Origin of the sequence: Streptomyces africanus, assembly GCF_030816955.1 — a bacterium.
In the GTDB taxonomy this organism is placed as follows: domain Bacteria; phylum Actinomycetota; class Actinomycetes; order Streptomycetales; family Streptomycetaceae; genus Streptomyces; species Streptomyces africanus.
Map to the genome: position 1 here is coordinate 2189821 of NZ_JAUSYP010000001.1, position 26491 is coordinate 2216311.

At 70.1% G+C, this 26491-nt stretch carries 21 protein-coding genes; 7 read left to right on the forward strand and 14 right to left on the reverse strand.

Annotated features, from left to right (window positions below; translation table 11 throughout):
* Positions 1–30: 30 nt before the first annotated feature.
* Positions 31–1242 carry an NYN domain-containing protein gene (locus tag QF034_RS10245; protein ID WP_307174639.1) on the reverse strand — a complete coding sequence of 404 codons (1212 nt, stop codon included), beginning with the start codon at positions 1240–1242 and terminating at the stop codon, positions 31–33.
* Between the two features lie 222 nt (positions 1243–1464).
* Here QF034_RS10245 and QF034_RS10250 point away from each other — a divergent pair, with 222 nt between their 5' ends.
* The gene (locus QF034_RS10250; protein WP_020277572.1) at positions 1465–1629 is read left to right on the forward strand and encodes a hypothetical protein; all 165 of its coding nucleotides are present in this window, start codon (positions 1465–1467) and stop codon (positions 1627–1629) included.
* Between the two features lie 94 nt (positions 1630–1723).
* Here the strand turns inward: QF034_RS10250 and dnaE are convergent, their stop codons facing one another.
* Positions 1724–5263 carry a DNA polymerase III subunit alpha gene (gene dnaE / locus QF034_RS10255; RefSeq protein WP_307174640.1) on the reverse strand — a complete coding sequence of 1180 codons (3540 nt, stop codon included), beginning with the start codon at positions 5261–5263 and terminating at the stop codon, positions 1724–1726.
* Between the two features lie 214 nt (positions 5264–5477).
* Here dnaE and QF034_RS10260 point away from each other — a divergent pair, with 214 nt between their 5' ends.
* The 4 genes from QF034_RS10260 (at position 5478) to QF034_RS10275 (ending at position 10249) form a co-directional block, all read left to right on the forward strand.
* The gene (locus QF034_RS10260) at positions 5478–6803 is read left to right on the forward strand and encodes a DUF2252 domain-containing protein (protein WP_307174641.1); all 1326 of its coding nucleotides are present in this window, start codon (positions 5478–5480) and stop codon (positions 6801–6803) included.
* A gap of 90 nt (positions 6804–6893) precedes the next feature.
* On the forward strand, positions 6894–7589 hold the full coding sequence (locus QF034_RS10265; protein WP_307174642.1) for a hypothetical protein: 696 nt from the start codon (positions 6894–6896) through the stop codon (positions 7587–7589).
* Positions 7590–7667: 78 nt separating this feature from the next.
* Entirely contained in the window at positions 7668–8486 is an 819-nt protein-coding gene (locus QF034_RS10270) for a thioredoxin domain-containing protein (RefSeq protein WP_307174643.1), read from the forward strand.
* A gap of 92 nt (positions 8487–8578) precedes the next feature.
* Positions 8579–10249, forward strand: a complete 1671-nt coding sequence (locus tag QF034_RS10275) for an alkaline phosphatase D family protein (RefSeq protein WP_307174644.1) — start codon at positions 8579–8581, stop codon at positions 10247–10249.
* A gap of 18 nt (positions 10250–10267) precedes the next feature.
* Here the strand turns inward: QF034_RS10275 and QF034_RS10280 are convergent, their stop codons facing one another.
* Entirely contained in the window at positions 10268–10837 is a 570-nt protein-coding gene (locus QF034_RS10280; protein ID WP_306967732.1) for a dienelactone hydrolase family protein, read from the reverse strand.
* 107 nt (positions 10838–10944) lie between these two features.
* Here QF034_RS10280 and QF034_RS10285 point away from each other — a divergent pair, with 107 nt between their 5' ends.
* Positions 10945–12069 carry a mechanosensitive ion channel family protein gene (locus QF034_RS10285; protein ID WP_307174645.1) on the forward strand — a complete coding sequence of 375 codons (1125 nt, stop codon included), beginning with the start codon at positions 10945–10947 and terminating at the stop codon, positions 12067–12069.
* 145 nt (positions 12070–12214) lie between these two features.
* Here the strand turns inward: QF034_RS10285 and QF034_RS10290 are convergent, their stop codons facing one another.
* The 5 genes from QF034_RS10290 to QF034_RS10310 all read right to left on the reverse strand — a co-directional run bounded on the left by QF034_RS10290 (position 12215) and on the right by QF034_RS10310 (position 17498).
* A complete protein-coding gene (locus QF034_RS10290; protein ID WP_307174646.1) occupies positions 12215–13801 on the reverse strand; it encodes a Na+/H+ antiporter in 1587 nt (528 codons plus the stop codon).
* Positions 13802–13896: 95 nt separating this feature from the next.
* A complete protein-coding gene (locus tag QF034_RS10295; RefSeq protein ID WP_307174647.1) occupies positions 13897–14367 on the reverse strand; it encodes a GNAT family N-acetyltransferase in 471 nt (156 codons plus the stop codon).
* Positions 14364–15308: an RluA family pseudouridine synthase gene (locus QF034_RS10300; RefSeq protein ID WP_307174648.1), complete on the reverse strand. Its 945-nt coding sequence runs from the start codon at positions 15306–15308 to the stop codon at positions 14364–14366. The genes QF034_RS10295 and QF034_RS10300 overlap by 4 nt, the downstream gene beginning before the upstream one ends.
* Positions 15309–15372: 64 nt before the next feature.
* Complete coding sequence (lspA, locus tag QF034_RS10305) at positions 15373–15993, reverse strand: signal peptidase II (RefSeq protein WP_307174649.1); 621 nt, start codon at positions 15991–15993, stop codon at positions 15373–15375.
* A gap of 89 nt (positions 15994–16082) precedes the next feature.
* Complete coding sequence (locus QF034_RS10310) at positions 16083–17498, reverse strand: TraR/DksA family transcriptional regulator (RefSeq protein WP_307174650.1); 1416 nt, start codon at positions 17496–17498, stop codon at positions 16083–16085.
* Between the two features lie 626 nt (positions 17499–18124).
* Between QF034_RS10310 and ileS the strand changes: the two genes are divergently transcribed.
* Positions 18125–21292 carry an isoleucine--tRNA ligase gene (gene ileS / locus QF034_RS10315; protein WP_307174651.1) on the forward strand — a complete coding sequence of 1056 codons (3168 nt, stop codon included), beginning with the start codon at positions 18125–18127 and terminating at the stop codon, positions 21290–21292.
* Positions 21293–21511: 219 nt separating this feature from the next.
* Here ileS and QF034_RS10320 read toward each other — a convergent pair whose 3' ends face one another.
* The 6 genes from QF034_RS10320 to ftsZ form a co-directional block, all read right to left on the reverse strand.
* Entirely contained in the window at positions 21512–22642 is a 1131-nt protein-coding gene (locus QF034_RS10320; RefSeq protein ID WP_307174652.1) for a DivIVA domain-containing protein, read from the reverse strand.
* Positions 22643–22695: 53 nt separating this feature from the next.
* Entirely contained in the window at positions 22696–22980 is a 285-nt protein-coding gene (locus tag QF034_RS10325; protein WP_086564213.1) for a YggT family protein, read from the reverse strand.
* A gap of 59 nt (positions 22981–23039) precedes the next feature.
* Positions 23040–23681, reverse strand: a complete 642-nt coding sequence (locus QF034_RS10330; RefSeq protein WP_184982821.1) for a cell division protein SepF — start codon at positions 23679–23681, stop codon at positions 23040–23042.
* 129 nt (positions 23682–23810) lie between these two features.
* Complete coding sequence (locus tag QF034_RS10335) at positions 23811–24530, reverse strand: YggS family pyridoxal phosphate-dependent enzyme (protein WP_307174653.1); 720 nt, start codon at positions 24528–24530, stop codon at positions 23811–23813.
* Entirely contained in the window at positions 24527–25267 is a 741-nt protein-coding gene (gene pgeF, locus QF034_RS10340) for a peptidoglycan editing factor PgeF (RefSeq protein WP_307174654.1), read from the reverse strand. The genes QF034_RS10335 and pgeF overlap by 4 nt, the downstream gene beginning before the upstream one ends.
* Before the next feature lie 10 nt (positions 25268–25277).
* Positions 25278–26471, reverse strand: a complete 1194-nt coding sequence (gene ftsZ / locus QF034_RS10345) for a cell division protein FtsZ (protein ID WP_020277551.1) — start codon at positions 26469–26471, stop codon at positions 25278–25280.
* Positions 26472–26491 lie beyond the last annotated feature (20 nt).

The window sequence follows — 26491 nt, forward strand, 5'->3', positions numbered from 1 at the left end:
TCCACAACGGGAAATCCGCCGGCAAAGTTCTCATTCGCCCACGGGCGCGTGCTCCACTCCCGTGCGCACGCCGATCTCCTTCCAGAAGCCGGCCCGGATGGCGTACCGGTCCCGCTCGTCGATCTGGTCGTCCTTGTGGGCGAGCAGGCCGAAGCGGGCGGCGTAGCGCAGCAGCTCCCCGTCGACGCGGTGCGGGATGCGCGGGTACATCCCGGACAGTTTCTGCAGGTGGCTCTGGTCGCCGAGGCGCTCGACCCAGCGCCGGGCGAAGACCTGCCCGACCTCGTAGGGGTCGCCGCCGACGGTGGTGATGTCCTCCTCGCGGTCGGCCCACCGCTGCTCGGCCGTGGTCAGCTGGGCGAGCGTCGGCATCGAGGCGGCCTCGGGGGGCTCGGCCGTGGGCCGGTCGACCCAGCCCTTGTCGGAGGACCAGCGGAGGGTGGCGGCGGGGGGCTGCTGGGTGGACTGGGGGCCGGGTGCGCGCAGGGCGGCCAGGTCTTTGGGCGTGGGGACGCCTTTGGCGGCGGGCGCCCGTTCCTCCGCGCCGTTCTGCCCGGCGCCGGCCGCGGGGTGCTGCGGCTGCGGTGCGGGGCGCTCGGCCGCGGCGGCGAGCGCGGACTCGGGCAGCGGGGCGGAGAGGATCGCGGCGATCTCGGGCCGGGGCGCGGGCTGTGGGGCGCACACACCGGTGTGCTCCTTGGCGCGGACGGCCTTGGTGATCCAGGTCCGGTCCAGGACGCGCCGCTCGTCGGCCTCGGCGACCAGGTCCTCGGACTGGTTGTAGTCGCCGTCGGCGGCCTGCACGGCCCACAGGTGGACGGCGACGCCGTGCTCCTTGGCGGCCATCATGCCGGGCAGCAGATCGCCGTCGCCGGTGACGAGGACGATGTCGGAGCAGGCGCGGTTGCGGGCCAGCTCGGTGAGCTCGGCGTGCATCGCGGCGTCCACGCCCTTCTGCGCCCAGCGGCCGTCGCTGCGGGTCAGCGCGCCCAGCCGGACGGTGACCCGGGGCATCACGCGCAGCCTGCGGTGTTCGGGCTGCGGGACGCGGTCGGGGGCGCCGTCGAACCAGTAGATCCGCAGCAGGGGCTGCTGCGTGTCCGACTCGGCGCGTTCGCGCAGCCCCTGGATGAGGGCGGTGTGGTCGACGGTGATCCGGGATCGTGAGGGCTCCCCGGCGAGGAGACTCGCCGCCGCCCCCAGCAGATACCCCGCGTCCACCAGGACGATGCAGCGGTCCACACGACTCACCCTCTTCCCGGGAGGTTTGCTTCGGGCTTGCTTCGAGTCTGCCCGACGGCGCGGAGGTTAACGGCCGGAACTCGATCTTCGGCGTGGCGTTTCGCGCCGTCCCGCTCCGACTGCCCCTGTCACGCAGGGTAATTGTCCGACATGCGATCGTTGTCGGCCTGTGTGAATCTGGTCCCGGCCCTGGCCCCTAGATCCCCCACAGGAGGCATCACCATGGCCAAGAACAAGAACCGTGACCGTAAGCAGCAGCGTCCGACCGAGCGCGGGCAGCGCGCGGACCGCAGCCCCGCGGCCGAGGCGGAGCCCCAGCCCGAGGTCGAGCTGACCCCCGGTGACGTGGCGTCCCGCAAGCGGAAGCGCAGCTTCGGCCACAACTGACATCTGTGTGACGGGTTGTTGAGACCCACGCACATGCGCGAGGGGCGTACCAGGTACCGGGTACGCCCCTCACGCGCGTCAAGCGCCGTCCAGGTCATCCCGCCAGGCAGGACGGCCCGAGCAGCACCTTCAGATCGCCGAAGAGCGCCGGGTCGGGCTTCACCCGGTGGCGGTCCAGCCGCAGCACGGTCGTCTTGGTCGGTCCCTGGAGCTTGATCCGGACCTCGCTGTCGCCCTTGTGGTGGCTGAGGACCTCGCCGAGGCGGCTGACCAGCGGCGGGGTGACCCGGGTGGCCGGGATGGTCAGCACGACGGGCGCGTTGGTGCCCGCGTTCGACAGGTCGGGGACCTGCAACTCCATCGCGACCAGCCGCGGCACGTCCTCGCGCTTGTCGAGGCGGCCCTTGACGAACACCACGGCGTCCTCGACGAGTTGGGTCGAGACGAGCTGGTACGTCGCCGGGAAGAACATGCACTCGATCGAGCCGGCGAGGTCCTCGACGGTGGCGATGGCCCAGGCGTTGCCCTGCTTGGTCATCTTGCGCTGGAGGCCGGAGATGATGCCGCCGATGGTGACGACCGCGCCATCGGAGTGCTCACCGCCGGTCAGCTGGGAGATGCCCGCGTCGGCCTTGTCGGACAGGATGTGCTCCAGGCCGAACAGCGGGTGATCGGAGACGTACAGACCGAGCATCTCCCGCTCCTGGGCGAGCAGATAGGTCTTGTCCCACTCCTCGGTGGTGAACTCCACGTCGAGCCCGAAGCCCGGCTCGCTGCTCTCGGCCTCGCCCATGCCGCCGAAGAGGTCGAACTGCCCCTCGGCCTCCTTCCGCTTGACCGCGACCACGTTGTCGATCATCGGCTCGTACTGCGCGGTCAGGCCCTTGCGGGTGTGGCCCATGGCGTCGAAGGCGCCGGCCTTGATCAGCGACTCGGTGGTGCGCTTGTTGCAGACCACCGCCTCCACCTTGTCGAGATAGTCCGGGAAGGAGACGTACTTCCCCTTGGCCTTGCGGCACCTGATGATCGACTCGACGACGTTCGTACCGACGTTGCGGACGGCGGAGAGGCCGAAGAGGATCACGTCGTCGCCCTGGGCCGCGAAGTTGGACATCGACTCGTTGACGTCCGGCGGGAGCACCTTGATGCCCATGCGGCGGCACTCGTTGAGGTAGACGGCCGACTTGTCCTTGTCGTCCTTCACGGAGGTGAGCAGCGCGGCCATGTACTCGGCGGGGTGGTTCGCCTTGAGGTAGGCCGTCCAGTACGAGACGAGTCCGTACGCGGCGGAGTGCGCCTTGTTGAACGCGTAGCCGGCGAAGGGGACCAGCACGTCCCACAGCGCCTGGATGGCCTCGTCGCTGTAGCCCTTCTTGCGGGCGCCCTCCTGGAACAGCACGAAGTTCTTCGCCAGTTCCTCGGGCTTCTTCTTGCCCATCACGCGGCGGAGGATGTCGGCCTCGCCGAGCGAGTAGCCGGCGATGATCTGGGCGGCCTTCTGCACCTGCTCCTGGTAGACGATCAGGCCGTGAGTGACGTCCAGGACCTCCCTGAGCGGCTCCTCCAGCTCGGGATGGATGGGCGTGATCTCCTGCTGGCCGTTCTTGCGCAGCGCGTAGTTCGTGTGGGAGTTCATGCCCATCGGGCCCGGGCGGTACAGGGCCGACACGGCGGAGATGTCTTCGAAGTTGTCCGGCTTCATCAGCCGGAGCAGGGAGCGCATGGGGCCGCCGTCGAACTGGAAGACGCCGAGGGTGTCGCCGCGCTGGAGCAGTTCGAAGGTCGTGGGGTCGTCGAGCGGGAGGCTCAGGAGATCGATGTCGATCCCCTTGTTGGACTTCACCATCTTGACGGCGTCGTCCATGATCGTCAGGTTGCGCAGGCCCAGGAAGTCCATCTTCAGCAGGCCGAGCGACTCACAGCTCGGGTAGTCCCACTGCGTGATGGTCACGCCGTCGGTGTGCCTGACCCAGACCGGGACGTGGTCGGTGATGGTCTCGCTGGACATGATCACGCCGGCGGCGTGCACGCCCATCTGCCGGACCAGGCCCTCGACGCCCTTGGCGGTGTCGATGACCTTCTTCACGTCCGGCTCGTTCTCGTACATCGCCCGGATCTCGCCCGCCTCCGAGTAGCGGGGGTGCTCGGGGTTGGTGATGCCGTCGAGGTTGATCCCCTTGCCGAGGACGTCGGCGGGCATGGCCTTGGTGAGGCGGTCGCCCATCGCGTACGGGTAGCCCAGCACGCGCGCGGAGTCCTTGATCGCGTTCTTGGCCTTGATGGTGCCGTACGTGCCGATCATGGCGACCTTGTCGGCGCCGTACTTCTCCGTCACGTACCGGATCACCTCGACGCGCCGGCGCTCGTCGAAGTCGATGTCGACATCGGGCATGGAGATGCGCTCGGGGTTGAGGAACCGCTCGAAGATCAGGCCGTGCGGGATGGGGTCGAGGTCGGTGATGCCGAGGGCGTAGGCGACGATCGAGCCGGCCGCGGAGCCCCGTCCGGGGCCGACCGCGATGCCCTGCTTCTTGGCCCACATGATGAAGTCGGCGACCACGAGGAAGTAGCCCGGGAAGCCCATCGAGATGATGGTGTCCATCTCGTACTCGGCCTGCTTCATGCGGTCGTCCGGGATGCCGTCCGGGAAGCGGCGGTGCATGCCGCGGATGACTTCCTCGCGGAACCAGCTGACCTCGGTGTATCCCTCCGGGATGTCGAACTTGGGCATCAGGTCGCGCTTTTCGAACATGCCCGTCGTGTCGACCATCTCGGCGATCAGCCGGGTGTTGGCGCAGCCCTCCTGCCAGGCGTCCGAGGAGTCGATGGCGTACATCTCGTCCGTGGACTTCAGGTAGTAGCCGGTGCCGTCGAACCTGAAGCGGTCCGGGTCGGAGAGGTTCTTGCCCGTCTGGATGCACAGCAGGGCGTCGTGGGCGCTCGCCTCGTGCGAGTAGGTGTAATGGGAGTCGTTCGTGACCAGCGGAGGGATGCCGAGCTTCTTGGCGATCTCCAGCAGGCCGTCGCGGACCCGGTGCTCGATCTCGATGCCGTGGTCCATCAGCTCCAGGAAGTAGCGGTCCTTGCCGAAGATGTCCTGGTAGTCGGCGGCGGCCTTGAGGGCCTCGTCGAAGTGGCCGAGGCGCAGCCGGGTCTGGACCTCGCCGGAGGGGCAGCCGGTGGAGGCGACGATGCCCTCGGACCACTGGGCGATGGTCTCCTTGTCCATCCGAGGCCACTTCTGGAGCCAGCCCTCGGCGTACGCGTCCGAGGAGAGCCGGAAGAGGTTGTGCAGGCCGGTCTTGTTCACCGCCCACATCGTCTTGTGGGTGTAACCACCGGAACCGGAGACGTCGTCCCGCTTCTGGTGCGGCTGGCCCCACTGGATCTTGCGCTTGTTGCGGCGCGACTCGGGCGCGACGTACGCCTCGATGCCGATGATCGGGGTGACCCCGGCCTTCTGCGCGGAGTGGAAGAAGTCGTACGCCCCGTGGAGGTTGCCGTGGTCGGACATGGCGATGTGCGACATGCCCATCTCGTTGCACGCGTTGAACATGTCCTTCAGCCGCGCGGCACCGTCCAGCAGCGAGTACTGGGTGTGGACGTGCAGGTGCGTGAACGGCGGCTTTGACACGGCTGCGGCCTCCAGGGAAAACGTACGTCGAATGGGGCCCGACAGGCTGCGGACAGTCTGGGGGACAGCGTCGAAGTCTATGCCTCGCCACTGACACTCGGAGGCCTGACCCGCGTACCTTCGTGCGGGGGCCGCGGGCACTCCCGCGGACCGCCGCACGTTAGCCGGAGGGCGGACCTGCCGCCCCGACGTACGCACCAGGAGGCACCCAGCGATGTCGTTCCCGCAGCTCGACGACGAGCACCGCGGCGAGGAGATCCTCGCCGTCTTCGACACCGCCTTCGGCGAGCTCCTGGCCGCCGACCCGGCCGCGTTCCGCGTGAAGTTCCGGAAGATGGCGGCCTCGGCCTTCGCGTTCTACCGGGGCACGGCAGCGCTCTTCTACCACGACCTGGACGAGGAGAAGCGAGGCGGGCCGTTCCTGGACGAGCGCACCTCGCGCGTGTGGATCCACGGCGACCTGCACGCGGAGAACTTCGGCACGTACATGGACGCCAACGGCCGCCTGATCTTCAACGTCAACGACTTCGACGAGGCCTACGTCGGCCCCTTCACGTGGGACCTGAAGCGCTTCGCCGCCTCCATCGCCCTCATCGGGTACGCGAAGGCGCTCAGCGACGAGCAGATCTCCGAGCTGGTGACGATCTACGCGGTCGCCTACCGCGAGCGGATCCACGCCCTGGCCACGGGCGCCAAGAGCGACGAGGTGCCGCCGTTCACGCTGGACACCGCGCAGGGCGCGCTGCTGGACGCGCTGCGTGACGCGCGGTCACTGACCCGCTTCGGGCTGCTGGAGTCGATGACGGAGATCCGCGACTTCGAGCGCCGCTTCGCGTCCGGCGGCGGCTCCGTCGAGCTGGACGCGGCCACGCGCTACAAGGTCCTCGCCGCCTTCGACGGCTATCTGGAGACGCTCCCGGACAGCTCGCTGGCCCGCCCGGACTCCTACCGCGTGAAGGACGTCGTCGGCCGGCGCGGCATCGGCATCGGCTCGGCGGGGCTGCCGTCGTACAACATCCTGCTGGAGGGCCACAGCGACGCCCTGGAGAACGATGTGGTGATCTACATCAAGCAGGCCCAGACCCCGGCCGTCTCCCGGCACATCACGGACCGGGCGATCCGCGACTACTTCCAGCACGAGGGACACCGCACGGTCATCTCCCAGCGCGCCCTCCAGGCGCACGCCGACCCGTGGCTGGGCTGGACGGAGCTGGACGGCGCGGGCCAGCTGGTCGCCGAGGTCTCGCCGTACGCGGTGGATCTCGACTGGGGCGACATCGACGACGCGGAGGAGATCGCCCAGGTGGTGGCCGACCTCGGCCGGGCCACGGCCACGATGCACTCGGCGGCGGACGACCAGTCCGGCGAGTCCCTGGTGCCGTTCTCCACGGAGCGGGCCATCGACGCGGCGATCGCGGCGGACGAGGAGGGCTTCGCGCCGCTGCTGATCGACTTCGCGCACAGCTACGGCGCACGCGCGCGTGCCGACCACCAGACCTTCGTGGACCTGTTCCGCAACGGCCGGATCCCGGGTCTGTAAAGACCCCTGCCGGGACTTTGGCCGTCCGCTCACTCACAGGCATCCTTTAGGGGTCCCTTACCGGCCCCCGTGACAGACTCTCCTCTCGCTATGGACATATCCGGGATCCAGCTCAGAGCCGTACGCGCGGCGCTGTTCACGGCAGTGGTCGTGACGCTCAGCACCGCGTCGCACGTGCTGCTGTCCCAGGTCCCGCTCCCGCTGGGCACGGTGGCCGCAGTCGCCGCCACCGTGTTCGTGATCGCCTACGCCCTGGCGGGCCGCGAGCGCTCCTTCCGACGGATCGCGGCCCTGCTGATCCCGCTGGAACTGGCCGCCGACACGGTGTTCACCACGGGACAGCACGCCTGTTACGGCCGGTCGGGCGGCCCGGTCGCCGGCCCGCTGCGGTCGGTCGGCCTGGACGTGCTGTGCGGGGGCGGCGAGATCGGCACACCCCTGGCCCGGATGGCCGGGGCCACCGGCACCGACCGGCTCGCCGCCGCGGTCGCGCACGCCGACCCGGCCACCGCCTGGCTGCTGCTCGGCGCGCACATCGGCGTGGGGCTGGCCGCCGCCGTCTGGCTGCGCCGGGGCGAGCGGGCCCTGGCCCAGCTGCTGCGGGCCGTGGGGGCGACCACGTTCCGGCCGCTCCTGCTGGCGGTCGCCGCGGTGACGGTGACGCGGGCCCCGGCCGGGCGCCGCCTGCCGTCGCGGGCCGCCGACCGCACGCCCACCGCCCGCGAGCGGATCCTCGCCCACTGTCTGGGACGGCGTGGACCGCCGTGCTCGCCCGCCTTCGCGTGAGGCACCTTTCGAGCACCGGCAGTCCCCCTTACGTATCCCGCACACGACCTGTGCGCGTCCCCGACGGAGAACATCACCATGAGCAAGCGGAACACCCAGGCGGCAAAGACGGCGGCCCGTGAGCGGCTGCGCATCGAGCGCGAGCGCGAGGCCAAGCGGGCGAAGGCCAAGCGGCAGATCATCGTCGCCGCCTCCATCGTCGGCGTCCTGGCGATAGCCGGCGGCATCGGCTACGCGGTCGTCCAGGCCAACAAGCCCACCTATTGGGAGGCCCAGAAGGACGCCAAGGTCGTCACCCCGGCCAACACCACGGGCACCAAGGGCACCACGGTCGTCATCGGCAAGGACTCGGCCAAGAAGACCCTGAAGGTCTACGAGGACCCGCGCTGCCCCGTCTGCGCCCAGTTCGAGCAGACCGTCGGTTCGACCGTGAAGAAGGACATCGACGACGGCAAGTTCAAGATGCAGTTCGTCGGCGCCACCTTCATCGACAACAAGGACAACGGCGAGGGCTCCAAGAACGCGCTGAGCGCCCTGGGTGCCGCGCTGAACGTCAGCCCCGAGGCGTTCCTCGACTACAAGGCCGCGCTGTACTCGGCGAAGTACCACCCGGACGAGACGACCGACAAGTTCAAGGACGACAGCTACCTCATCAAGGTCGCGGACACCGTCCCGGAGCTGAAGGGCAACAAGAAGTTCCAGGACGCGGTCGAGAAGGGCACCTACGACGCCTGGGCGATGGCCATGTCGAAGACCTTCGACGACAACAAGGACGGCGTCACGGGCACCCCGGGCTTCGTCATGGACGGCAAGCAGCTCACCGCCGACAACCAGGGCACGCCGCTGATGACGGTGGCCGACTTCAACAGGGTGGTGGGCGAGGCTCTGAAGAAGTGACGGCAGGTCGAGGAGCGGCCGGCATGTGAAGAGCGGGCGAACTTCCGGAGTTCGCCCGCTCTGGTGCATACCGATCAGTAACCTGATCGTCCGTGACCAGTCGATACAGATCGTCGAAGCCGTCAGAGGACCTCAACTCCCGCACCCCGCGCCGCCGTACGGTCGTCAAGGCCGCGGCGGCGACCGCTGTCCTGGCCGGACCGCTGGCAGCGACCCTGCCCGCGCGGGCCGTCGACCAGGCCCCCGCCTTCCTGCACGGCGTGGCCTCCGGTGACCCGCTGCCGGACGGCATCCTGCTGTGGACCCGCGTGACGCCCGTCCCGGAGGCCATACCCGGCTCCGGACTCGGCCCGGACACCGAGGTGAGCTGGACCGTCGCCAAGGACCGGGCGTTCAGCACCGTCGTCGCCAAGGGCTCCACCACCGCGACGGCCGCCTCCGACCACACCGTGAAGGCCGACATCCGCGGCCTGGAGCCGGGCACCGACTACTGGTTCCGCTTCTCCGCCGGCGGCACCGACTCCCCCGCCGCCCGCACCCGCACCGCCCCGGCCCCGGACGCGGCCGTCACGGGCCTGCGCTTCGGCGTGGTCTCCTGCGCCAACTGGGAGGCCGGCCACTTCTCCCCGTACCGCCATCTCGCGACCCGCGGCGACCTGGACGCCTGGCTGCACCTCGGCGACTACATCTACGAGTACGGCACCGGCGAGTACGGCACCCGCGGCACGGTCGTCCGCCCGCACGCCCCGGCCCACGAGATCGTCACCCTCGCCGACTACCGCGTCCGGCACGGGCGTTACAAGACGGACCCCGACCTCCAGGCGCTGCACGCGGCGGCCCCGGTCGTGGCGATCTGGGACGACCACGAGTTCGCCAACGACGCCTGGTCGGGCGGCGCCGAGAACCACACCGAGGGCGCCGAGGGCACCTGGTCCGCCCGCCAGGCCGCCGCCAAGCAGGCCTACTTCGAGTGGATGCCGGTGCGCCCGGCGATCGCGGGCACCACCTACCGCCGGCTGCGCTTCGGCAAGCTGGCCGACCTCTCGCTGCTGGACCTGCGCTCGTTCCGTTCGCAGCAGGTCAAGGTCGGCAACGGCCAGGTCGACGACCCGGACCGCACCCTCACCGGCCGCGCCCAGCTCGACTGGCTCAAGGCGGGCCTGAAGGCGTCCGACACCACCTGGCGGCTGGTCGGCAACTCGGTGATGATCTCGCCGTTCGCCATCGGCTCGCTCTCCGCCGACCTGCTGAAGCCGCTGGCCAAGCTGCTGGGCCTGCCGCAGGAGGGCCTCGCCCTCAACACCGACCAGTGGGACGGCTACACCGACGACCGGCGCGAACTCCTCGCCCATCTGCGCGCGCACGCGATCCGCAACACGGTCTTCCTCACCGGCGACATCCACATGGCCTGGGCCAACGACGTGCCGGTGGACGCCGGTACGTACCCGCTGTCCCCGTCGGCCGCCACGGAGTTCGTCGTCACCTCGGTCACCTCCGACAACCTCGACGACCTCGTCAAGGTCCCTCAGGGCACGGTCTCCGCGGTCGCGGCACCCGTCATCCGCGCCGCCAACCGGCACGTCCACTGGGTCGACACCGACCGCCACGGCTTCGGCGTCCTGGACATCACGGCCGAGCGCGCGCAGATGGACTACTACGTGATCTCCGACCGGACGCGGCGCGACGCGACCGCCACGTGGTCCCGCTCGTACCGCACGCGCAGCGGCACGCAGAGGATCGAGCGCGTCCACGACGCCGTGTGAGCCCGGGGTAACCGCCGGCTACAGGCTGTCGAGGAAGCCGAGCGCCACCCGCCAGGTGGCCTCGGCGGCCTCCTCGTCGTAGTCCGGCAGGTCGGGGTCGGTGTAGAGGTGACCCGCCCCCGCGTACCGGTACACCTCGACGTCCGCGCCGGTCCGGCCCATCTGGAGGTACCAGGCGCTGAGCCAGTCGTCCGTCTCGAACGGGTCGGGCTCCGCCACGTGCAGCTGGACCGGCAGTTCGTCCGCCGTGACGCCCGGCGCGATGTCCGACGTGCCGTGCAGGAGCAGCAGCCCGCGCGCCTTGTCGTCGCCGAGGGCGAGGGTCTGGGCGATGGACGCGCCGAGCGAGAACCCGGCGTACACCAGCCCGCGCTCCGAGTAGGGCGCGGCGGCCAGCACGGCCCGCTTCAGCAGCTCGTCCTTGCCGATCTTCTCCTTGTGCTCCATGCCCTCCTCGACCGAGTCGAACGTGCGTCCCTCGAAGAGGTCGGGCGTCCACACCTCGTGTCCGGCCGCGCGCAGCCGGTCGGCGGCCTGGAGCACCGCGGGGCGCAGCCCATGGGTCGAGTGAAAGAGCATGATGTTCATGACCCCATGGTGCCAGCCGGGTGTGACAGGCCCGGATCACCGCACTACCCAGGACGCCGCCGAAGTCACATGTTCATGTGCCCCGCGAGCCGGTTAGGTTCGGGGGCATGGAAAACCTGCTGCGACCGCTGATCGTGGTCGGTGGCTCGGTCGTGCTCACGCTGGTGATCGGCTGGGCCACCGACTTCCTGCTGCGCAAGGCCGACGAACAGCACCACGAGACCCCGCTGTGGGGGCTGCTCCGCCGCGGCCGCATCCCCTACCAGCTCGTGCTCCTCGCGGCCCTGCTGAGAGGGTCGTACGACGAGGCACAACTGCTGGAGAGCCGCAGGGAGGGCATCGGCCAGGCGCTGACCCTGGTGCTGATCGGGTCGACCGCCTGGCTGGTGATCCGGATCGCGTCGGCGATCGTCGAGACGTCGTACAGCCGCTACGCCCATTCCCGGGCCCAGCGGGACCCGGCCAGGGTCCGCCGGGTGCGCACCCAGGTGACGCTGATCATGCGGGTGGTGTCGGCGATCGTCGGCGTGGTGGCCGCGGCGAGCATGCTGCTGACGTTCCCGGCGTTCCGCGCCGCGGGTGCCTCGCTGCTGGCCTCGGCCGGCATCCTCGGCATCGTCGCCGGTGTCGCCGCGCAGTCCACGCTGAGCAACATGTTCGCGGGGTTCCAGATCGCCTTCGGCGACATGGTGCGCATCGGGGACACCGTCGTCGTGGACGGCGAGTGGGGCACGGTCGAGGAGATCACCCTGACGTTCCTGACCGTGCGCACCTGGGACGAGCGGCGGCTCACCATGCCGGTGTCGTACTTCACGTCCAAGCCGTTCGAGAACTGGTCGCGCGGCACGCCGCAGATGACCGGCACCGTCTTCTGGCACGTCGACCACACGGCCCCCGTGGACGCGATGCGTGAGAAGCTCCGCGACATCCTGCGCCAGTGCCCGGCCTGGGACGGCCGCGCCTACGACCTGTCCGTCACGGACACCACCCCGAACACCATGCAGGTGCGGGCCCTGGTGACCGCCAAGGACGCGGACGACATCTGGACGGCACGGGTCACGGTCCGCGAGCAGATGATCCGCTGGCTGACCGCAGAGCACCCCTACGCCCTGCCCCGGGTCAACACGTCGGACGCGACCCCGCCCCCGTCCCGCAACGGCCACCGCCCGTCCCAGGACGGCGTCCCCCACCAACAGCGCCGCTACCACGGCTCCACGAGGCCGGACCGCTGAGGAAGGGGTCCTGGAACCCGTCAGCCGCCAACGGCGAACGTCCCCCACGGGAGAACCAGGGCCCCTCGGCCGACAGCTACGGGCGGCGCGGCGCCTGGCGGGGAACAAACCGAACAGCAACCCCCACCCCCCGAAAGCCGAAACGTCACCGCATCGACCGCACATCAAGATGCCGCAGCACCCGGTCCACCACCTCCGGATCCGCCCCCGGCTCACTCCGCGCCGCCAGCACCTCGTGCCGCGCAGCGCTCAGCATCTCCTGCTGGATCCGCCGTACCCGCTTCAGTCGCCGGGCCCGCTCCCGATAGGCCTCCCGCCGCTCGTCCTCGGCCACCGCGGGACTGATCCGCACCGCGATGTCGAACGCCCGCCGCACCATCTGCTCGGACAGCTCCTCCGGCAGCTCCTCGGTCTCCTCGATCTCCCGGAGCCTGCGCTTGGCCGCCTTGGACGCCCGGATCGCCAGCGCCTTCGCGAACTCCTTCTCGACGTCCGTGTCGGCCCGCACCCCCAGCCGCCGCACCAGCCACGGCAACGTCAGCCCCTGCACCACCAACGTCACCACGATCACCCCGAACGCGATGAAGATGATCTCGTCCCGGCTGGGGAACGGCGCCCCCGCGTCGGTCTCCAGCGGAATGGCCAGCACCAGCGCGACCGAGGCCACGCCCCGCATCCCCGACCACCACATCACCACGGTCTCGCGCCAGCTCACCGGGATGTCCTCGTCGTAGTCCCGCCGCGCGTGCAGCCGCTTCGTCAGCCAGGTCGCCGGCAGCAGCCACAACAGCCGTACGAACACGACCACGCAGACGACCACCGCCGCCCAGCCGAGCAGCTCGCCCCACCGGCCGGACGCGGTGTGGATCGCGTTGTGCAGCTCCAGCCCGACCAGCCCGAACGCAACCCCGGTGACGAGCGTGTCGACGATGTTCCAGAACGTGTGCCCGGCCAGCCGCGTCATGACGTCGTCGGCGTCGGAGCCGTACTCCGCGAGGAACAGCGCGGTGGTCAGCACGGCGAGCACCCCGGACCCGTGCATCTCCTCGGCCAGGACGTACGAGGCGTACGGCACCAGCAGCGTCAGCCCGATCTGGAGGGTCGCGTCCCCGAGCAGTTCCATCAGCTTGTTCGCGCCCCAGCCCAGCGCGAGGCCCACGGCCACCGCCACCACGGCCGACAGCACGAGATCGAGCCCGGCCTTCCAAGGCGAGAATGTCCCGCTGACGGCGGCGGCGATCGCCACGTGGTAGAGGACGATGGCCGTCACGTCGTTGAACAGCCCCTCGCCCTCCAGGATCGACACCAGCCGGCGCGGCAGCCCGAGTTGCCCGGCGACGGCGGTCGCGGCGACCGGGTCCGGCGGCGCGACCAGCGCGCCGAGCGCGAACGCCGCGGCCAGCGGCAGCCCCGGCACGATCGCGTTGGCCGCGGCGGCCACACAGGCCATGGTGACGAACACCAGCGCCACGGCCAGCAGGAAGATCGGCCTCTTGTTCGCCGCGAACTGCCGCCAGGACGTGCGCCGCACCGCGGCGTACAGCAGCGGCGGCAACAGCAGCGGCAGGATCAGGTCCGGCGGGATCTCGACGTTCGGCACGAAGTCGAGCAGCGCGAGGACTATGCCCAGCAGCGTCATCAGCACCGGCGCGGGCACACTGAACCGGTCCCCCACCGGGACGCTGATCACGGCCCCGAGCAACAGCACGAACAGCAGGGCCAACTGATCCACGGTCAGCGCTCCGGAAGGTCAAACGTTCACACGACTGACCTCAAGCCTGCCACGCAACTCCCGGGACAAACCGTTTCGGCACCCTTCAGGACGGGCTAAAGCGAACGCCGCATCCCCTGGTGCGGAATCCCCGCCTCCACGTACTCCGGTCCATACGGCTCGTAGCCGAGCCGCTCGTAGAAGCCCAGCGCGTGCGTCTGCGCGTGCAGGTCCACGGCCGCGAGACCACGCGCGCGTGCCGCGTCCTCGATGGCCCGCACCAGGGCGACGCCGACACCGAGTCCGCGCGCGTGGGCGGCCACGGCGAGCCGGCCGAGGGAGCCCACGGACGGGTCGGCTCCGGTCTGTGCCACGGCCGCCTCCCCGAGCAGCAGCCGCCCCGTCCCGAGCGGCACGCCGTCCTCCCGGACCGCCAGCACATGGACGGCACCCGGGTCGTACGCGTCGTACTCGACGTCCTCCGGCACGCCCTGCTCGCCGACGAACACCTCCTTGCGCACCGCGAAGCACGCCTCACGGTCGGCCGGGTCCTCGGCGACACGCACCACGTACGACGGGACGCTCATGCGTAGGTCTCCTCCCGGACCTGGTCCAGGGCGTTCTGCAGGTCTTCCGGGTAGTCGCAGGCGAACTCCGCCCACTGCCCGTCCCCGGGGTGCTCGAAACCGAGCCGCACCGCGTGCAGCCACTGGCGGGTCAGATGGAGCCGCTTGGCGAGCGTCGGGTCGGCGCCGTACGTCAGGTCTCCGACGCAGGGGTGCCGGTGGGCGGCCATGTGGACGCGGATCTGGTGCGTGCGGCCGGTCTCCAGCTTCACGTCGAGCAGGGACGCGGCGCGGAAGGCCTCGATCAGGTCGTAGTGCGTGACGGACGGCTTGCCCTCGGCGGTGACCGCCCACTTGTAGTCGTGCTGCGGGTGGCGGCCGATGGGGGCGTCGATGGTGCCGCTCGTCGGGTCCGGGTGGCCCTGGACGAGCGTGTGGTACCGCTTGTCGACCGTGCGCTCCTTGAACTGGCGCTTCAGGGACGTGTACGCGTACTCCGACTTGGCGACCACCATCAGCCCGGACGTGCCGACGTCGAGCCGGTGCACGATGCCCTGGCGCTCCGCGGCGCCGGAGGTGGAGATGCGGTACCCGGCGGCGGCGAGGCCGCCGATGACGGTCGGGCCGGTCCAGCCCGGCGACGGGTGCGCGGCCACGCCCACCGGCTTGACGATCACGACCACGTCATCGTCGTCATGCACGATCTCCATGCCCTCGACCGGCTCGGCCACCACCTGCACCGGCGCGGGCGCCTGCGGCATCTCGACCTCCAGCCAGGCGCCGCCGTGCACCCGCTCCGACTTGCCGACCACCGATCCGTCGACCGTGACCTTCCCCGCGGCGGCGAGCTCGGCCGCCTTGGTCCGGGAGAAGCCGAACATGCGGGAGATGGCGGCGTCGACGCGCTCGCCCTCCAGGCCGTCGGGCACGGGCAGGGTACGGATCTCGGGAATCGTGCTCACCCGTCGAGTATGCCGGACGGGTCCGACAGCCCCGTACCGAGCCTGTGGACAACCCCTCGCGGGCTCAGTCCTTGTGGACGGTCCCGTCGGGGTCGAGCCCCCTGAACGACAGCAGCACGATCAGGACGCCGCCGCACACGATCGCCGAGTCGGCCAGGTTGAAGACGGCGAAGTGCTTGGGCGCGATGAAGTCCACGACCGCGCCCTCGAAGACACCCGGCGCCCGGAAGATCCGGTCGGTGAGGTTGCCCAGCGCACCGCCGAGCAGCAGGCCGAGCGCGATCGCCCAGGGCAGGCTGTAGAGCTTGCGGGCGAGCCGGGCGATCACCACGATCACCGCCGCCGCGATCATGGTGAAGATCACCGTGAAGGCCTCGCCGAAGCCGAAGGCCGCGCCCGCGTTGCGGATCGCCTCGAACTTCAGCCAGTCCCCGATGATCTCGATGGGCGGGTGGTGCTCCAGCTTGGCCACCACGAGCATCTTGCTGATCAGGTCGAGGGCGTACGCGAACGCGGCGACCGCGAACAGGACCGCGATCCGGCGCTTGCCCCGGGGCCGCCCGGCCGCCGTCGGCTCATCCGTGCCGGACACCCCGGCGGCCGCCGCCTCGTCGGGCCGCTCCCGCCCGTTGCCGGTCGCGTCCGGTGTGTCCGGCGTACCGATGATGCGCTCCGCCTCTGCCACGTGAGTCCCTCAACCTAGGTGCCTGACTGAGGACGAGGGTACGGCACGCCCCGGGCGCCCCACGTGCTCAGGAGGCATTCGGCGGCCGGTCAGTACCGGCGCTCCTGCTTCTGCTTGCACTCCACGCACAGGGTCGCCCGCGGGAAGGCCTGCATGCGGGCCTTGCCGATGGGATTGCCGCAGTTCTCGCACAGGCCGTAGGTGCCCGCGTGCAGGCGTTCCAGGGCGCGCTCGGTCTGGACGAGCATCTCGCGCGCGTTGGCGGCCAGGGCCAGCTCGTGCTCGCGGGTGATGTTCTTGGTGCCGGTGTCCGCCTGGTCGTCGCCCGCGCCGTCCCCGGAGTCCCGCATCAGACCGGCCAGCGACCGCTCCGACGACGTGATCTCCTCACGCAGCCGGATCTCCTCGGACGTCAACTCGGCACGCGCCTCCTCGACCTCCGCCTCCGTCCAGGGGTCCTCGCCCGGGCGAACCGCGAGCTCACCGGGCTCCGCCGCTGCCGCCCGTGCCTTCGGAACAGCGGTCTTGGCCGCCGTCGCCGTGCCAGGAGTCTTCTTAGCACCCACGGTCGTCGCTCCCGTCTGCTGCGCGGCCCTTGCCGCGCCCGCCTTCTTGGCCGTGCTGCTCCCGGCCGTGTCCTGTGTGACCGCGCCGGTCCGGGCAGCGCCCTTCCCGACAGCGCCCTTCGGGGTGGTGCTCTCGCCTCCGGCGCGAACGCCCTCGGCCTCGACGCCCTTCTTCGCGACGCCGGCCTTCTTCGCGACACCGGCCTTGGCGGCCTTCGCCCGTTTGACAGCGGCCTTCTTCTCCGCCGCCTCCTCGGCCGCCGCGCTCCTGGCGGGGGCCTTCGGGGCCTTCTTCGCCGGGGCCTCCTCTGCCGCGGCCTTGGCCGCGGTCTCCTTGGCCGGCGCCTTCTCGACCGCGGCTTTGGCTGCCGTCTTCCTGGCCGCCGCTTTCCTGGCCAGGGCCTTCCCGGCCGCAGCCTTGGCCGCCGTCCTCTTGGCCGCCGTCTCCTTGGCCGATGCCCTCTCGGCCGCGGTCTTGCCTGCCGTCTTCTTGACGGCCGTCTTCCGGGCAGCCGCTTCCTTGCCGGCCGCCTTCTTCGCCGGGACCTTCTCGGCCGCGACCTCGGCCGCCGTCCCCCTTGCCGCCGACTTCCGGGCCACCGTCTCCCCGGCAGCCGCCTCCTTCGCAGCCGCCTTCTCAGCCGTCGCCCCCTCAGCCGGAGGCCTGGTCGCGGTCTTCTTGGTCACGGCCTTCCCGGCCTTGGCCACCGCTTCCTCGGCCACGGACTTCTTGGCCGTCACCTTCCTGACGGCCGCCTTCGTCTTCTTGACAGCCGCCTTCGTCCCCTCGGTCGCCTTCCCGGCCGCCCCCTTCGCCGCCCGCCCCGCCGAGCCCCCCTGCGTGGTCTTCTTCCCGCCCACGTCCTTGGCCGCACCGCCGGAGGCCTCCGCGGACCTGCCGGACGCCGGCTGCTGTACGGCGGTCTTCTTCGCCACCATGGCCGCGGCCCCTTCACATATTGTGATCTTGCTCGCGAATCGTGCTGGGACGATAAATCGACTTGAGTCCCGCGGCAACGGGGCACACCGCCCGATTCGCCCGCCTCGCGCACGCCGCGCGGCGAACCTGCATCCGTTGTGCCCAGCTCCCCGCCCGGTAATCCGCCGAGCCGGACGTCCCAGGATCCGAACACCCATACCACTCCATTCAGGTCATCAAACCCATACGTCACCCTCAACGGCGCCCCTTACGGCCCTCTGCCCCCAACCGCCCCGAAAAGCGGTCGGCCGCTGTCCGCGCGGCGCCGTACACTGGGCGGAGCGAAAAGCGTGGATGGGGACGAGTAGCGGCGTACGCAGCCCAGAGCGACCCGGGGACGGTGGAAGCCCGGGGGCGAGCGCGACGTGAAGATCACCCCGGAGCCGCCGGAAGAAAACCGCCGCCGAGCGCGGCGGCCAGTAGAACCGGCATCGCGACCCCAATGAGGGGGCTCGTCGGCGCACACCCCGCGCCGGAGGGCCAAGGAGGGTGGTACCGCGGGAGCGCGCCGAAGGCGGCGCAGGCACAGACGTAGCTCTCGTCCCTCCGGACGGAAGGCAGCAAGTCCGCCGGAGGAAGCCCGCTGATGACATCGCCGACGTACCGCCAGGTGCCCGCCCAGGTCGACCTGCCCGCCCTCGAGCACGCCGTGCTCGACTTCTGGCGCGAGCAGAAGATCTTCGCCAAGAGCCTGGAGCAGTCCGAGGGCCGCCCCGAGTGGGTGTTCTACGAGGGCCCGCCCACCGCCAACGGCATGCCCGGTGCCCACCACATCGAGGCCCGCGTCTTCAAGGACGTCTTCCCCCGCTTCCGCACCATGCGCGGCTACCACGTGGCCCGCAAGGCCGGCTGGGACTGCCACGGCCTCCCGGTGGAGCTCGCCGTGGAGAAGGAGCTCGGCTTCTCCGGCAAGCAGGACATCGAGGCGTACGGCATCGCCGAGTTCAACGCGAAGTGCCGCGAGTCGGTGACCCGGCACACGGACGCCTTCGAAGAGCTCACGACCCGCATGGGCTACTGGACCGACCTCACCGAGCCCTACCGCACCATGGACCCCGAGTACATCGAGTCGGTCTGGTGGTCGCTCAAGGAGATCTTCAACAAAGGTCTGCTGGCCCAGGACCACCGCGTCGCCCCCTGGTGCCCCCGCTGCGGCACAGGCCTGTCGGACCACGAGCTGGCACAGGGCTACGAGACGGTCGTCGACCCGTCGGTCTTCGTCCGCTTCCCGCTCACCTCCGGCCCGCTGGCCGGCGAGGCCGCGCTCCTGGTGTGGACGACCACGCCCTGGACGCTGGTCTCCAACACCGCGGTCGCCGCGCACCCCGAGGTCACCTACGTCGTCGCGACGAACGGCGAGGAGAAGCTCGTCGTCGCCGAGCCGCTCGTCGCCAAGGCCCTCGGCGAGGGCTGGGAGACCACCGGCCGGACGTTCACGGGCGCCGAGATGGAGCGCTGGACCTACCAGCGCCCGTTCGAGCTCGTCGAGTTCCCGGAGACCGAGGGCGGCACGCACTACGTGGTGAACGCCGAGTACGTCACGACCGAGGACGGTACGGGTCTGGTCCACCAGTCCCCCGCCTTCGGTGAGGACGACCTCAAGGTCTGCCGCGCGTACGGCCTGCCGGTCGTGAACCCGGTCCGCCCGGACGGCACCTTCGAGGAGGACGTCCCCCTCGTCGGCGGCGTCTTCTTCAAGAAGGCGGACGAAAAGCTCACCGAGGACCTCCAGCAGCGCGGCCTGCTCTTCAAGCACATCCCGTACGAGCACAGCTACCCGCACTGCTGGCGCTGCCACACCGCGCTCCTCTACTACGCGCAGCCCTCCTGGTACATCCGCACCACGGAGGTCAAGGACCGCCTCCTCGCGGAGAACGAGAACACCAACTGGTTCCCGGACACGGTCAAGAACGGCCGGTACGGCGACTGGCTGAACAACAACATCGACTGGGCGCTGTCCCGCAACCGCTACTGGGGCACCCCCCTGCCGATCTGGCGCTGCGAGGACGACCACCTCACCTGCGTCGGCTCCCTCACCGAGCTGACCGAGCTGACCGGCACCGACCAGTCGGGCCTGGACCCGCACCGCCCGTTCATCGACGAGGTCACCTTCGCCTGCCCGCAAGACGGCTGCGGCACGACGGCCACGCGCGTGCCCGAGGTCATCGACGCCTGGTACGACTCGGGTTCGATGCCGTTCGCGCAGTGGGGCTACCCGTACAAGAACAAGGAGCTGTTCGAGTCCCGGTACCCGGCGCAGTTCATCTGCGAGGCCATCGACCAGACCCGCGGCTGGTTCTACACGCTGATGGCAGTCGGCACGCTGGTCTTCGACAAGTCCTCGTACGAGAACGTGGTCTGCCTCGGCCACATCCTCGCCGAGGACGGCCGCAAGATGTCCAAGCACCTGGGCAACACCCTGGAGCCCATCCCGCTCATGGACCGGCACGGCGCGGACGCGGTCCGCTGGTTCATGGCCGCCGGCGGCTCCCCCTGGGCTGCCCGCCGCGTGGGCCACGGCACGATCCAGGAGGTCGTCCGCAAGACGCTCCTCACGTACTGGAACACGGTCGCCTTCCAGGCCCTGTACGCGCGGACGTCGGGCTGGGCCCCGTCCGAGGCCGACCCGGCCCCGGCGGACCGCCCGGTCCTGGACCGCTGGCTGCTGTCCGAACTGCACGCGCTCACCGACCAGGTCACCCAGTCCCTCGACGCCTATGACACCCAGCGCGCCGGAAGGCTGCTGTCCGCGTTCGTCGACGACCTGTCGAACTGGTACGTGCGCCGCTCCCGCCGCCGCTTCTGGCAGGGCGACAAGGCCGCGCTGCGCACGCTGCACGAGGTCGTCGAGACGGTGACGCAGCTGATGGCCCCGCTGACCCCGTTCATCACCGAGCGGGTGTGGCAGGACCTGATCGTTCCGGTCACCCCGGGCGCCCCGGAGTCGGTCCACCTGTCGTCCTGGCCCGAGGCGGACCTCACCGCCATCGACCCGGAGCTGTCGAAGCAGATGGTGCTGGTGCGCCGGCTCGTGGAGCTGGGCCGTGCCACGCGCGCGGAGTCGGGCGTCAAGACCCGTCAGCCGCTGTCCCGCGCCCTGATCGCGGCGACGGGCTTCGAGACGCTGGACTCCGAACTGCGCACGCAGATCACGGAGGAGCTGAACGTCGAGGCCCTGGCGACGCTGAGCGAGGTCGGCGGCTCCCTGGTGGACACCACGGCGAAGGCCAACTTCCGCGCGCTGGGCAAGCGGTTCGGCAAGCGCGTCCAGGACGTGGCCAAGGCCGTCGCGAACGCGGACGCGGCCGCGCTGTCCCTGGCCCTGCGCGAGGGCACGGCGTCGGTGGAGGTCGACGGCGAGACCATCACGCTGGCTCCCGACGAGGTGATCATCACGGAGACGCCCCGCGAGGGCTGGTCCGTGGCGTCCGACGCGGGCGCGACGGTCGCCCTGGACCTGGAGATCACGGAGGAGCTCCGCCGTGCGGGCCTGGCCCGTGACGCGATCCGCCTGATCCAGGAGGCCCGGAAGAACAGCGGCCTCGACGTGGCCGACCGCATCGCACTGCGCTGGACCGCCACGGACCCGGCGACGGTCGCGGCCCTCACCGACCACGCCGGCCTGATCGCCGACGAGGTCCTGGCGACCGACTTCTTGAATGAGCACAGCGCCCAGGGCGACGCGGACGACAGCTACGGGAACCCGTTCACGGACGAGGGGCTGACGCTGACGTTCCGCCTGCGCAAGGCGTAACCCACAGGGGGTAAGCCACGGACCGAAGGCCCGGACCCGCCAAAGATCTTGGTGGGCCCGGGCCTTCGGCGTTGTGTGCGCACGAACGCGTGTGGCAAAGAGACGACGTGTGCGGCAAGGAGGCGGCGCGCACGGCAAAAGGGCGGGGCCCCGGGTTCACCCCGGGGCCCCGCCCTGAACGCTGCCGACCTCTACGCCGTACTACTGGCCATCAGGCCGTCAGTTGTCATCCTCGTCGATCAGGAAGCCCCGCATGGGCGAGGGCGCCTGACCCATCGGCGACGGGCCCTGCGGACGCACCGGCGCCATCGGCTGGGTCATCGCCGGGGACATCTGCTGCTGACCGCCGTAGGACGGACCGGACTGCGAGGGACCGCCGCCCATCGTCTGGTTGCCGCCGCCGTACGACGGGGCGCTCGCGCCGGCCGGTGCCATGGAAGGCGCCGGGGACGGCGGGAGGGACGCGGTCGCCGGAGTGCGCGGCGGGGCCAGCGAGTCGTCGGCCTGGGTCTCCAGCTGACGCAGCTGCGACTCCAGGTACGACTTCAGGCGCGTGCGGTACTCGCGCTCGAAGCCGCGCAGGTCCTCGACCTTGCGCTCCAGCGTGGCGCGGGCGGACTCCAGGGAGCCCATCGCGACGCGGTGCTTCTCCTGCGCGTCCCGCTCCAGGGCATCTGCCTTGGCACGGGCGTCACGCTCCAGACCCTCGGCACGCGAACGCGCCTCACCGACGATCTTGTTGGCTTCGGACCGGGCCTCGGCGATCGCCTGGTCGGCGGTCTGCTGGGCCAGCGAGAGGACACGGGCGGCGCTGTCGCCACCGGGGCCTCCTTGACCGGGGCCGCCCATCGGACCGCCCATGGGGCCGCCCATCGGACCACCCATCTGCTGCTGCATGGGGGGCTGGCCCATCGGGCCCGGACCGCCCGGACCCTGGCCCATCGGGCCGGGACCCTGCGGGCCACCCTGACCGCCGGGACCGGCGGGCAGCTGCGGGGCACCGCTCGGCAGCTGGGGCGGACCACCCATGGGGCCACCCATCTGCTGCTGCGGCGGGCCCGATATGCCGGCGGGTACGGGACCACCAGGACCGCGCATGCCCTGCTGCTGCTGCTGTTGCTGCTGCTGATCCTGCTGCTCCGGAGGCTTGCGCATGTTCTGCTGGTTCTGGGCAGCAGCGCGCGTGGCCGCGGCCAGCTTGGCGCGCAGGTCCTCGTTCTCGCGGAGCAGGCGGGTCAGTTCGGCTTCGACCTCGTCGAGGAAGGCATCGACCTCGTCCTCGTCATAGCCTTCTCGGAGGCGGACGGTCGTGAACTGCTTGTTCCGCACGTCCTCGGGGGTCAACGGCATCTCTTCACCTCAACGTAGTCGTCGGCATTCGGCAAGACCGTAGTTCACATCGCTCACAGCCGGCTCACGATCGAGATCAGGATGTAGACGATGATCATCAGCACGAAGAAGGACAGGTCGAGCGCCACGCCCCCGAGACGCAGCGGCGGAATGAACCGCCGCAGAAGCTTGAGCGGTGGATCCGTGACAGTGTAGGTGGCCTCCAGTACGACCACCATCGGCTTGCCTGGTTGCCATGAGCGGGCGAACTGGAAGACGTAGTCCATGACCAGCCGGAAGATGAGCACGATGAGGAAGCACATCAGCGCGATGTAGACGACATCCAAAACCACGCTCATGACCTGTTGCTTCCCTCTCCCCTGTGCCCTGCTGTTACTGCTGCTTCCGGTGTTACGTCTCAGCTCTGGTTGAAGAACCCGCCCTCTGCGATGCGGGCCTTGTCCTCCGCCGTGACATCGACGTTAGCAGGCGACAACAGGAACACCTTCTGCGTCACCCGCTCGATACTGCCGTGAAGACCAAACACCAAACCGGCCGCAAAGTCGACAAGTCGCTTCGCGTCTGTGTCATCCATCTCAGTCAGATTCATGATCACCGGAGTGCCTTCACGGAAGTGTTCCCCGATGGTACGGGCCTCGTTGTAGGTCCGTGGGTGGAGCGTGGTGATCCGGTAAGGCTCTCGTTCGGACACGACCTTGGGCATGATCACCGGTGCGTTCTTCTCCAGACTTGCGCGTTCTTGTGTGATGGATGCCACGGGCGCGATGCGCGCCGGGCGGCCGGATTCCGCGGGTAGCGAAGCGGAACGGGCGGCCGGTTCACGAGGGGCGGGCGGCTGTGCGACTCGTACCTCTTCGTCCCTTTGGGGCTGATGTGAGCCGTGCGGCTGATGGGACGGCTCATGCCGTCGGTGGTCCCGCTCGGGCTCCGGGTCCAGTTCGGGTTCGAAGTCGTCGTCGGGGTCAAATCCGCGGCCGTCGTACCCATCGTCCTCCACGAGGCCGAGGTAGACCGCCATCTTGCGCATCGCGCCGGCCATGCTCTGAGTCCTCCGCTCTGTGGTGGATCGGCTGACGACTGCCAAGTGCCCGCGATCCACGAGGTCCTTGAATCCGCCTTTCGGCGGCAATGACCATATTTTCTGCTGTGGTCCGACTTCTTGGCGACGTTACCCGAGCCTGGGGCGGACTCCGAGTACCGCGCTGCCGACGCGCACATGTGTCGCTCCGGCCGCCACAGCCTGCTCGAGGTCCGCACTCATCCCTGCCGAGACCATGGTGGCAGCCGGATGGCTCCGGCGCAGGTCAGTCGACAAATCCATCAACCGCCCGAACGCCGCCTGTTCGCGCCCCGCGTACTCCCCGGTGAGGGGTGCGACGGTCATCAGTCCACCGAGCCGCAGCCCCGGCGCCTGCGCGACGACGTCGGCCAACTCCTCGATCCCGCCGGGCGCGACGCCGCCCCGCTCACCCCGCTCGCTCTCGCCGGCGTCGAGTGCGACCTGGATGAGGCACCCCAGCTCCCGCCCGGCTCGGACGGCCTCCTTCGACAGAGCTGTGACGAGCTTGGAACGATCGACGGACTGCACGAAGTCCGCGTATCCGACCACGGATCGCACCTTGTTGGTCTGGAGTTGACCGACAAAATGCCAAGTAAGGGGCAGATCCATACACGCGGCGGCCTTCGGTGCCGCGTCCTGGTCGCGGTTCTCGGCGACGTGCCGCACGCCGAGTTCCGCGAGGATCCGCACATCGGTCGCGGGGTAGGTCTTGGTGACCACGATCAGGGTCACCTCGTCGCGTCCCCGCCCCGCGGCCGCGCACGCGTCGGCGATGCGCCGCTCCACTTTCGCCAGATTCGCGGCGAGTTCGTCCTTGCGGTCCGTCATGCCCATCGGTCCAGCCACACATAGCCCGCGAGCCGACCGGTGATGCGGTCGCGGCGGTACGAGAAGTGATCGTCCGACTCCAGCGTGCACACCGGCGATTGCGCCCGGTCCCGCACTCCGAGCCGGTCCAGTTGTGCGTGCACGCCGGCGCTCACGTCGACCGCCGGTGTGCCCCAACTCGTCTCGGCGTACGCCGCCGGCTCGACGGCGGACACCTCCGCGCGCATCGCCTCGGGCACTTCGTAGCACCGGCCGCAGACGGTGGGCCCGGTGCGGGCGACGATCCGGGAGGGCTCGGCGCCCAGCTCCGTCATCGCGCGTAGCGCGGCCGGGACGACTCCGGCGATCATGCCGGGCCGGCCCGCGTGGGCCGCGGCGGCGATCCCGGCGACGGGGTCGGCGAGCAGGACCGGCACGCAGTCGGCGGTGAGCACGGCGAGGGCGAGCCCCGGCCGCGTCGTGACGATCGCGTCGACCGACGGGATCTCAGAGGAAGATCCCCACGGCCCGTCCACCACCGCCACGTCGGCCCCGTGCACCTGGTTCATCCAGACCACCCGGTCCGGATCGACGCCCAGGGACTTCGCGGCCAGTTCGCGGTTGGTGCGTACGGCGTCCGGGTCGTCACCGACCGCACCGCCGAGATTGAGCTCCTCATACGGAGCGGCGCTCACCCCGCCCCACCGGTCGGTGAAGGCGAAGTGGGCGCCGCTCACGCTTTCGCGCTGTCCTATCACGTCAGAAGGATCACTTGAGGAAGTCCGGTACGTCCAGTTCCTCGGCCGCGCTGTCCGAGTAGGTCCGCGGCGCCGGCGGGACCGGCGGGGCGACCGGGATGTCGTTGACCGGTTCCGGAGCGGGCTCCGGGTCCTCCTTCGGGGTCACGCTGCCGAGCGAACCGAAGGACGGGCGGCTCTCGGTCTGCCGTGCCGGGGCCGGCTCCTCGCGCTTGGCCGAGGTCGAGCCGATCACGTTCTCCCGGCGGGCCGGGGGCTGGCCGCCGTCGAAGCCGGCCGCGATCACGGTGACCCGGACCTCGTCGCCGAGGGCGTCGTCGATCACCGCGCCGAAGATGATGTTGGCCTCGGGGTGGGCGGCCTCGCTCACCAGCTGGGCGGCCTCGTTGATCTCGAACAGGCCGAGGTCCGAGCCACCGGAGATGGAGAGCAGCACACCGCGGGCGCCGTCGATGGACGCCTCCAGCAGCGGCGAGGAGATCGCCATCTCGGCGGCGGCCACCGCGCGGTCGTCGCCGCGGGCGGAGCCGATGCCCATCAGGGCCGAGCCGGCCTCGGACATGACCGACTTGACGTCGGCGAAGTCGAGGTTGATCAGGCCCGGGGTGGTGATGAGGTCGGTGATGCCCTGGACACCGGAGAGCAGGACCTGGTCCGCCGACTTGAAGGCGTCCAGCACCGAGACCTGGCGGTCCGAGATGGACAGCAGCCGGTCGTTCGGGATGACGATGAGGGTGTCGACCTCTTCGCGGAGCTCGGCGATGCCGTCCTCGGCCTGGTTCGCGCGGCGCCGTCCCTCGAAGGTGAACGGGCGCGTGACCACACCGATGGTGAGGGCACCGAGCGAGCGGGCGATGTTGGCCACGACGGGCGCGCCGCCGGTGCCGGTGCCGCCGCCTTCACCGGCTGTCACGAAGACCATGTCGGCCCCCTTGAGGACCTCCTCGATCTCCTCGCGGTGGTCCTCGGCGGCCTTGCGGCCGACGGCCGGGTTGGCTCCGGCGCCGAGTCCGCGGGTGAGTTCACGGCCGACGTCCAGCTTGACGTCGGCGTCGCTCATCAACAGAGCTTGCGCGTCGGTGTTGATGGCGATGAACTCGACGCCCTTGAGACCGACCTCGATCATCCGGTTGATGGCATTGACACCACCGCCGCCGACACCGATGACTTTGATGACTGCGAGGTAGTTCTGCGGTGCTGCCACGTCGAAGGCCTCTCGCCTCG

Bases quoted from the DNA above. Each gene is read 5' to 3' on its own strand.
- ileS (WP_307174651.1), top strand. From the start codon at position 18,125: ATGACATCGCCGACGTACCGCCAGGTGCCCGCCCAGGTCGACCTGCCC.
- QF034_RS10330 (WP_184982821.1), bottom strand. From the start codon at position 23,681: ATGGCCGGCGCGATGCGCAAGATGGCGGTCTACCTCGGCCTCGTGGAG.
- QF034_RS10260 (WP_307174641.1), top strand. From the start codon at position 5,478: ATGTCGTTCCCGCAGCTCGACGACGAGCACCGCGGCGAGGAGATCCTC.
- QF034_RS10250 (WP_020277572.1), top strand. From the start codon at position 1,465: ATGGCCAAGAACAAGAACCGTGACCGTAAGCAGCAGCGTCCGACCGAG.
- QF034_RS10325 (WP_086564213.1), bottom strand. From the start codon at position 22,980: ATGAGCGTGGTTTTGGATGTCGTCTACATCGCGCTGATGTGCTTCCTC.
- QF034_RS10310 (WP_307174650.1), bottom strand. From the start codon at position 17,498: ATGGTGGCGAAGAAGACCGCCGTACAGCAGCCGGCGTCCGGCAGGTCC.
- QF034_RS10295 (WP_307174647.1), bottom strand. From the start codon at position 14,367: ATGAGCGTCCCGTCGTACGTGGTGCGTGTCGCCGAGGACCCGGCCGAC.
- QF034_RS10320 (WP_307174652.1), bottom strand. From the start codon at position 22,642: ATGCCGTTGACCCCCGAGGACGTGCGGAACAAGCAGTTCACGACCGTC.
- QF034_RS10265 (WP_307174642.1), top strand. From the start codon at position 6,894: ATGGACATATCCGGGATCCAGCTCAGAGCCGTACGCGCGGCGCTGTTC.
- QF034_RS10285 (WP_307174645.1), top strand. From the start codon at position 10,945: ATGGAAAACCTGCTGCGACCGCTGATCGTGGTCGGTGGCTCGGTCGTG.
- QF034_RS10280 (WP_306967732.1), bottom strand. From the start codon at position 10,837: ATGAACATCATGCTCTTTCACTCGACCCATGGGCTGCGCCCCGCGGTG.
- QF034_RS10270 (WP_307174643.1), top strand. From the start codon at position 7,668: ATGAGCAAGCGGAACACCCAGGCGGCAAAGACGGCGGCCCGTGAGCGG.
- QF034_RS10335 (WP_307174653.1), bottom strand. From the start codon at position 24,530: ATGACGGACCGCAAGGACGAACTCGCCGCGAATCTGGCGAAAGTGGAG.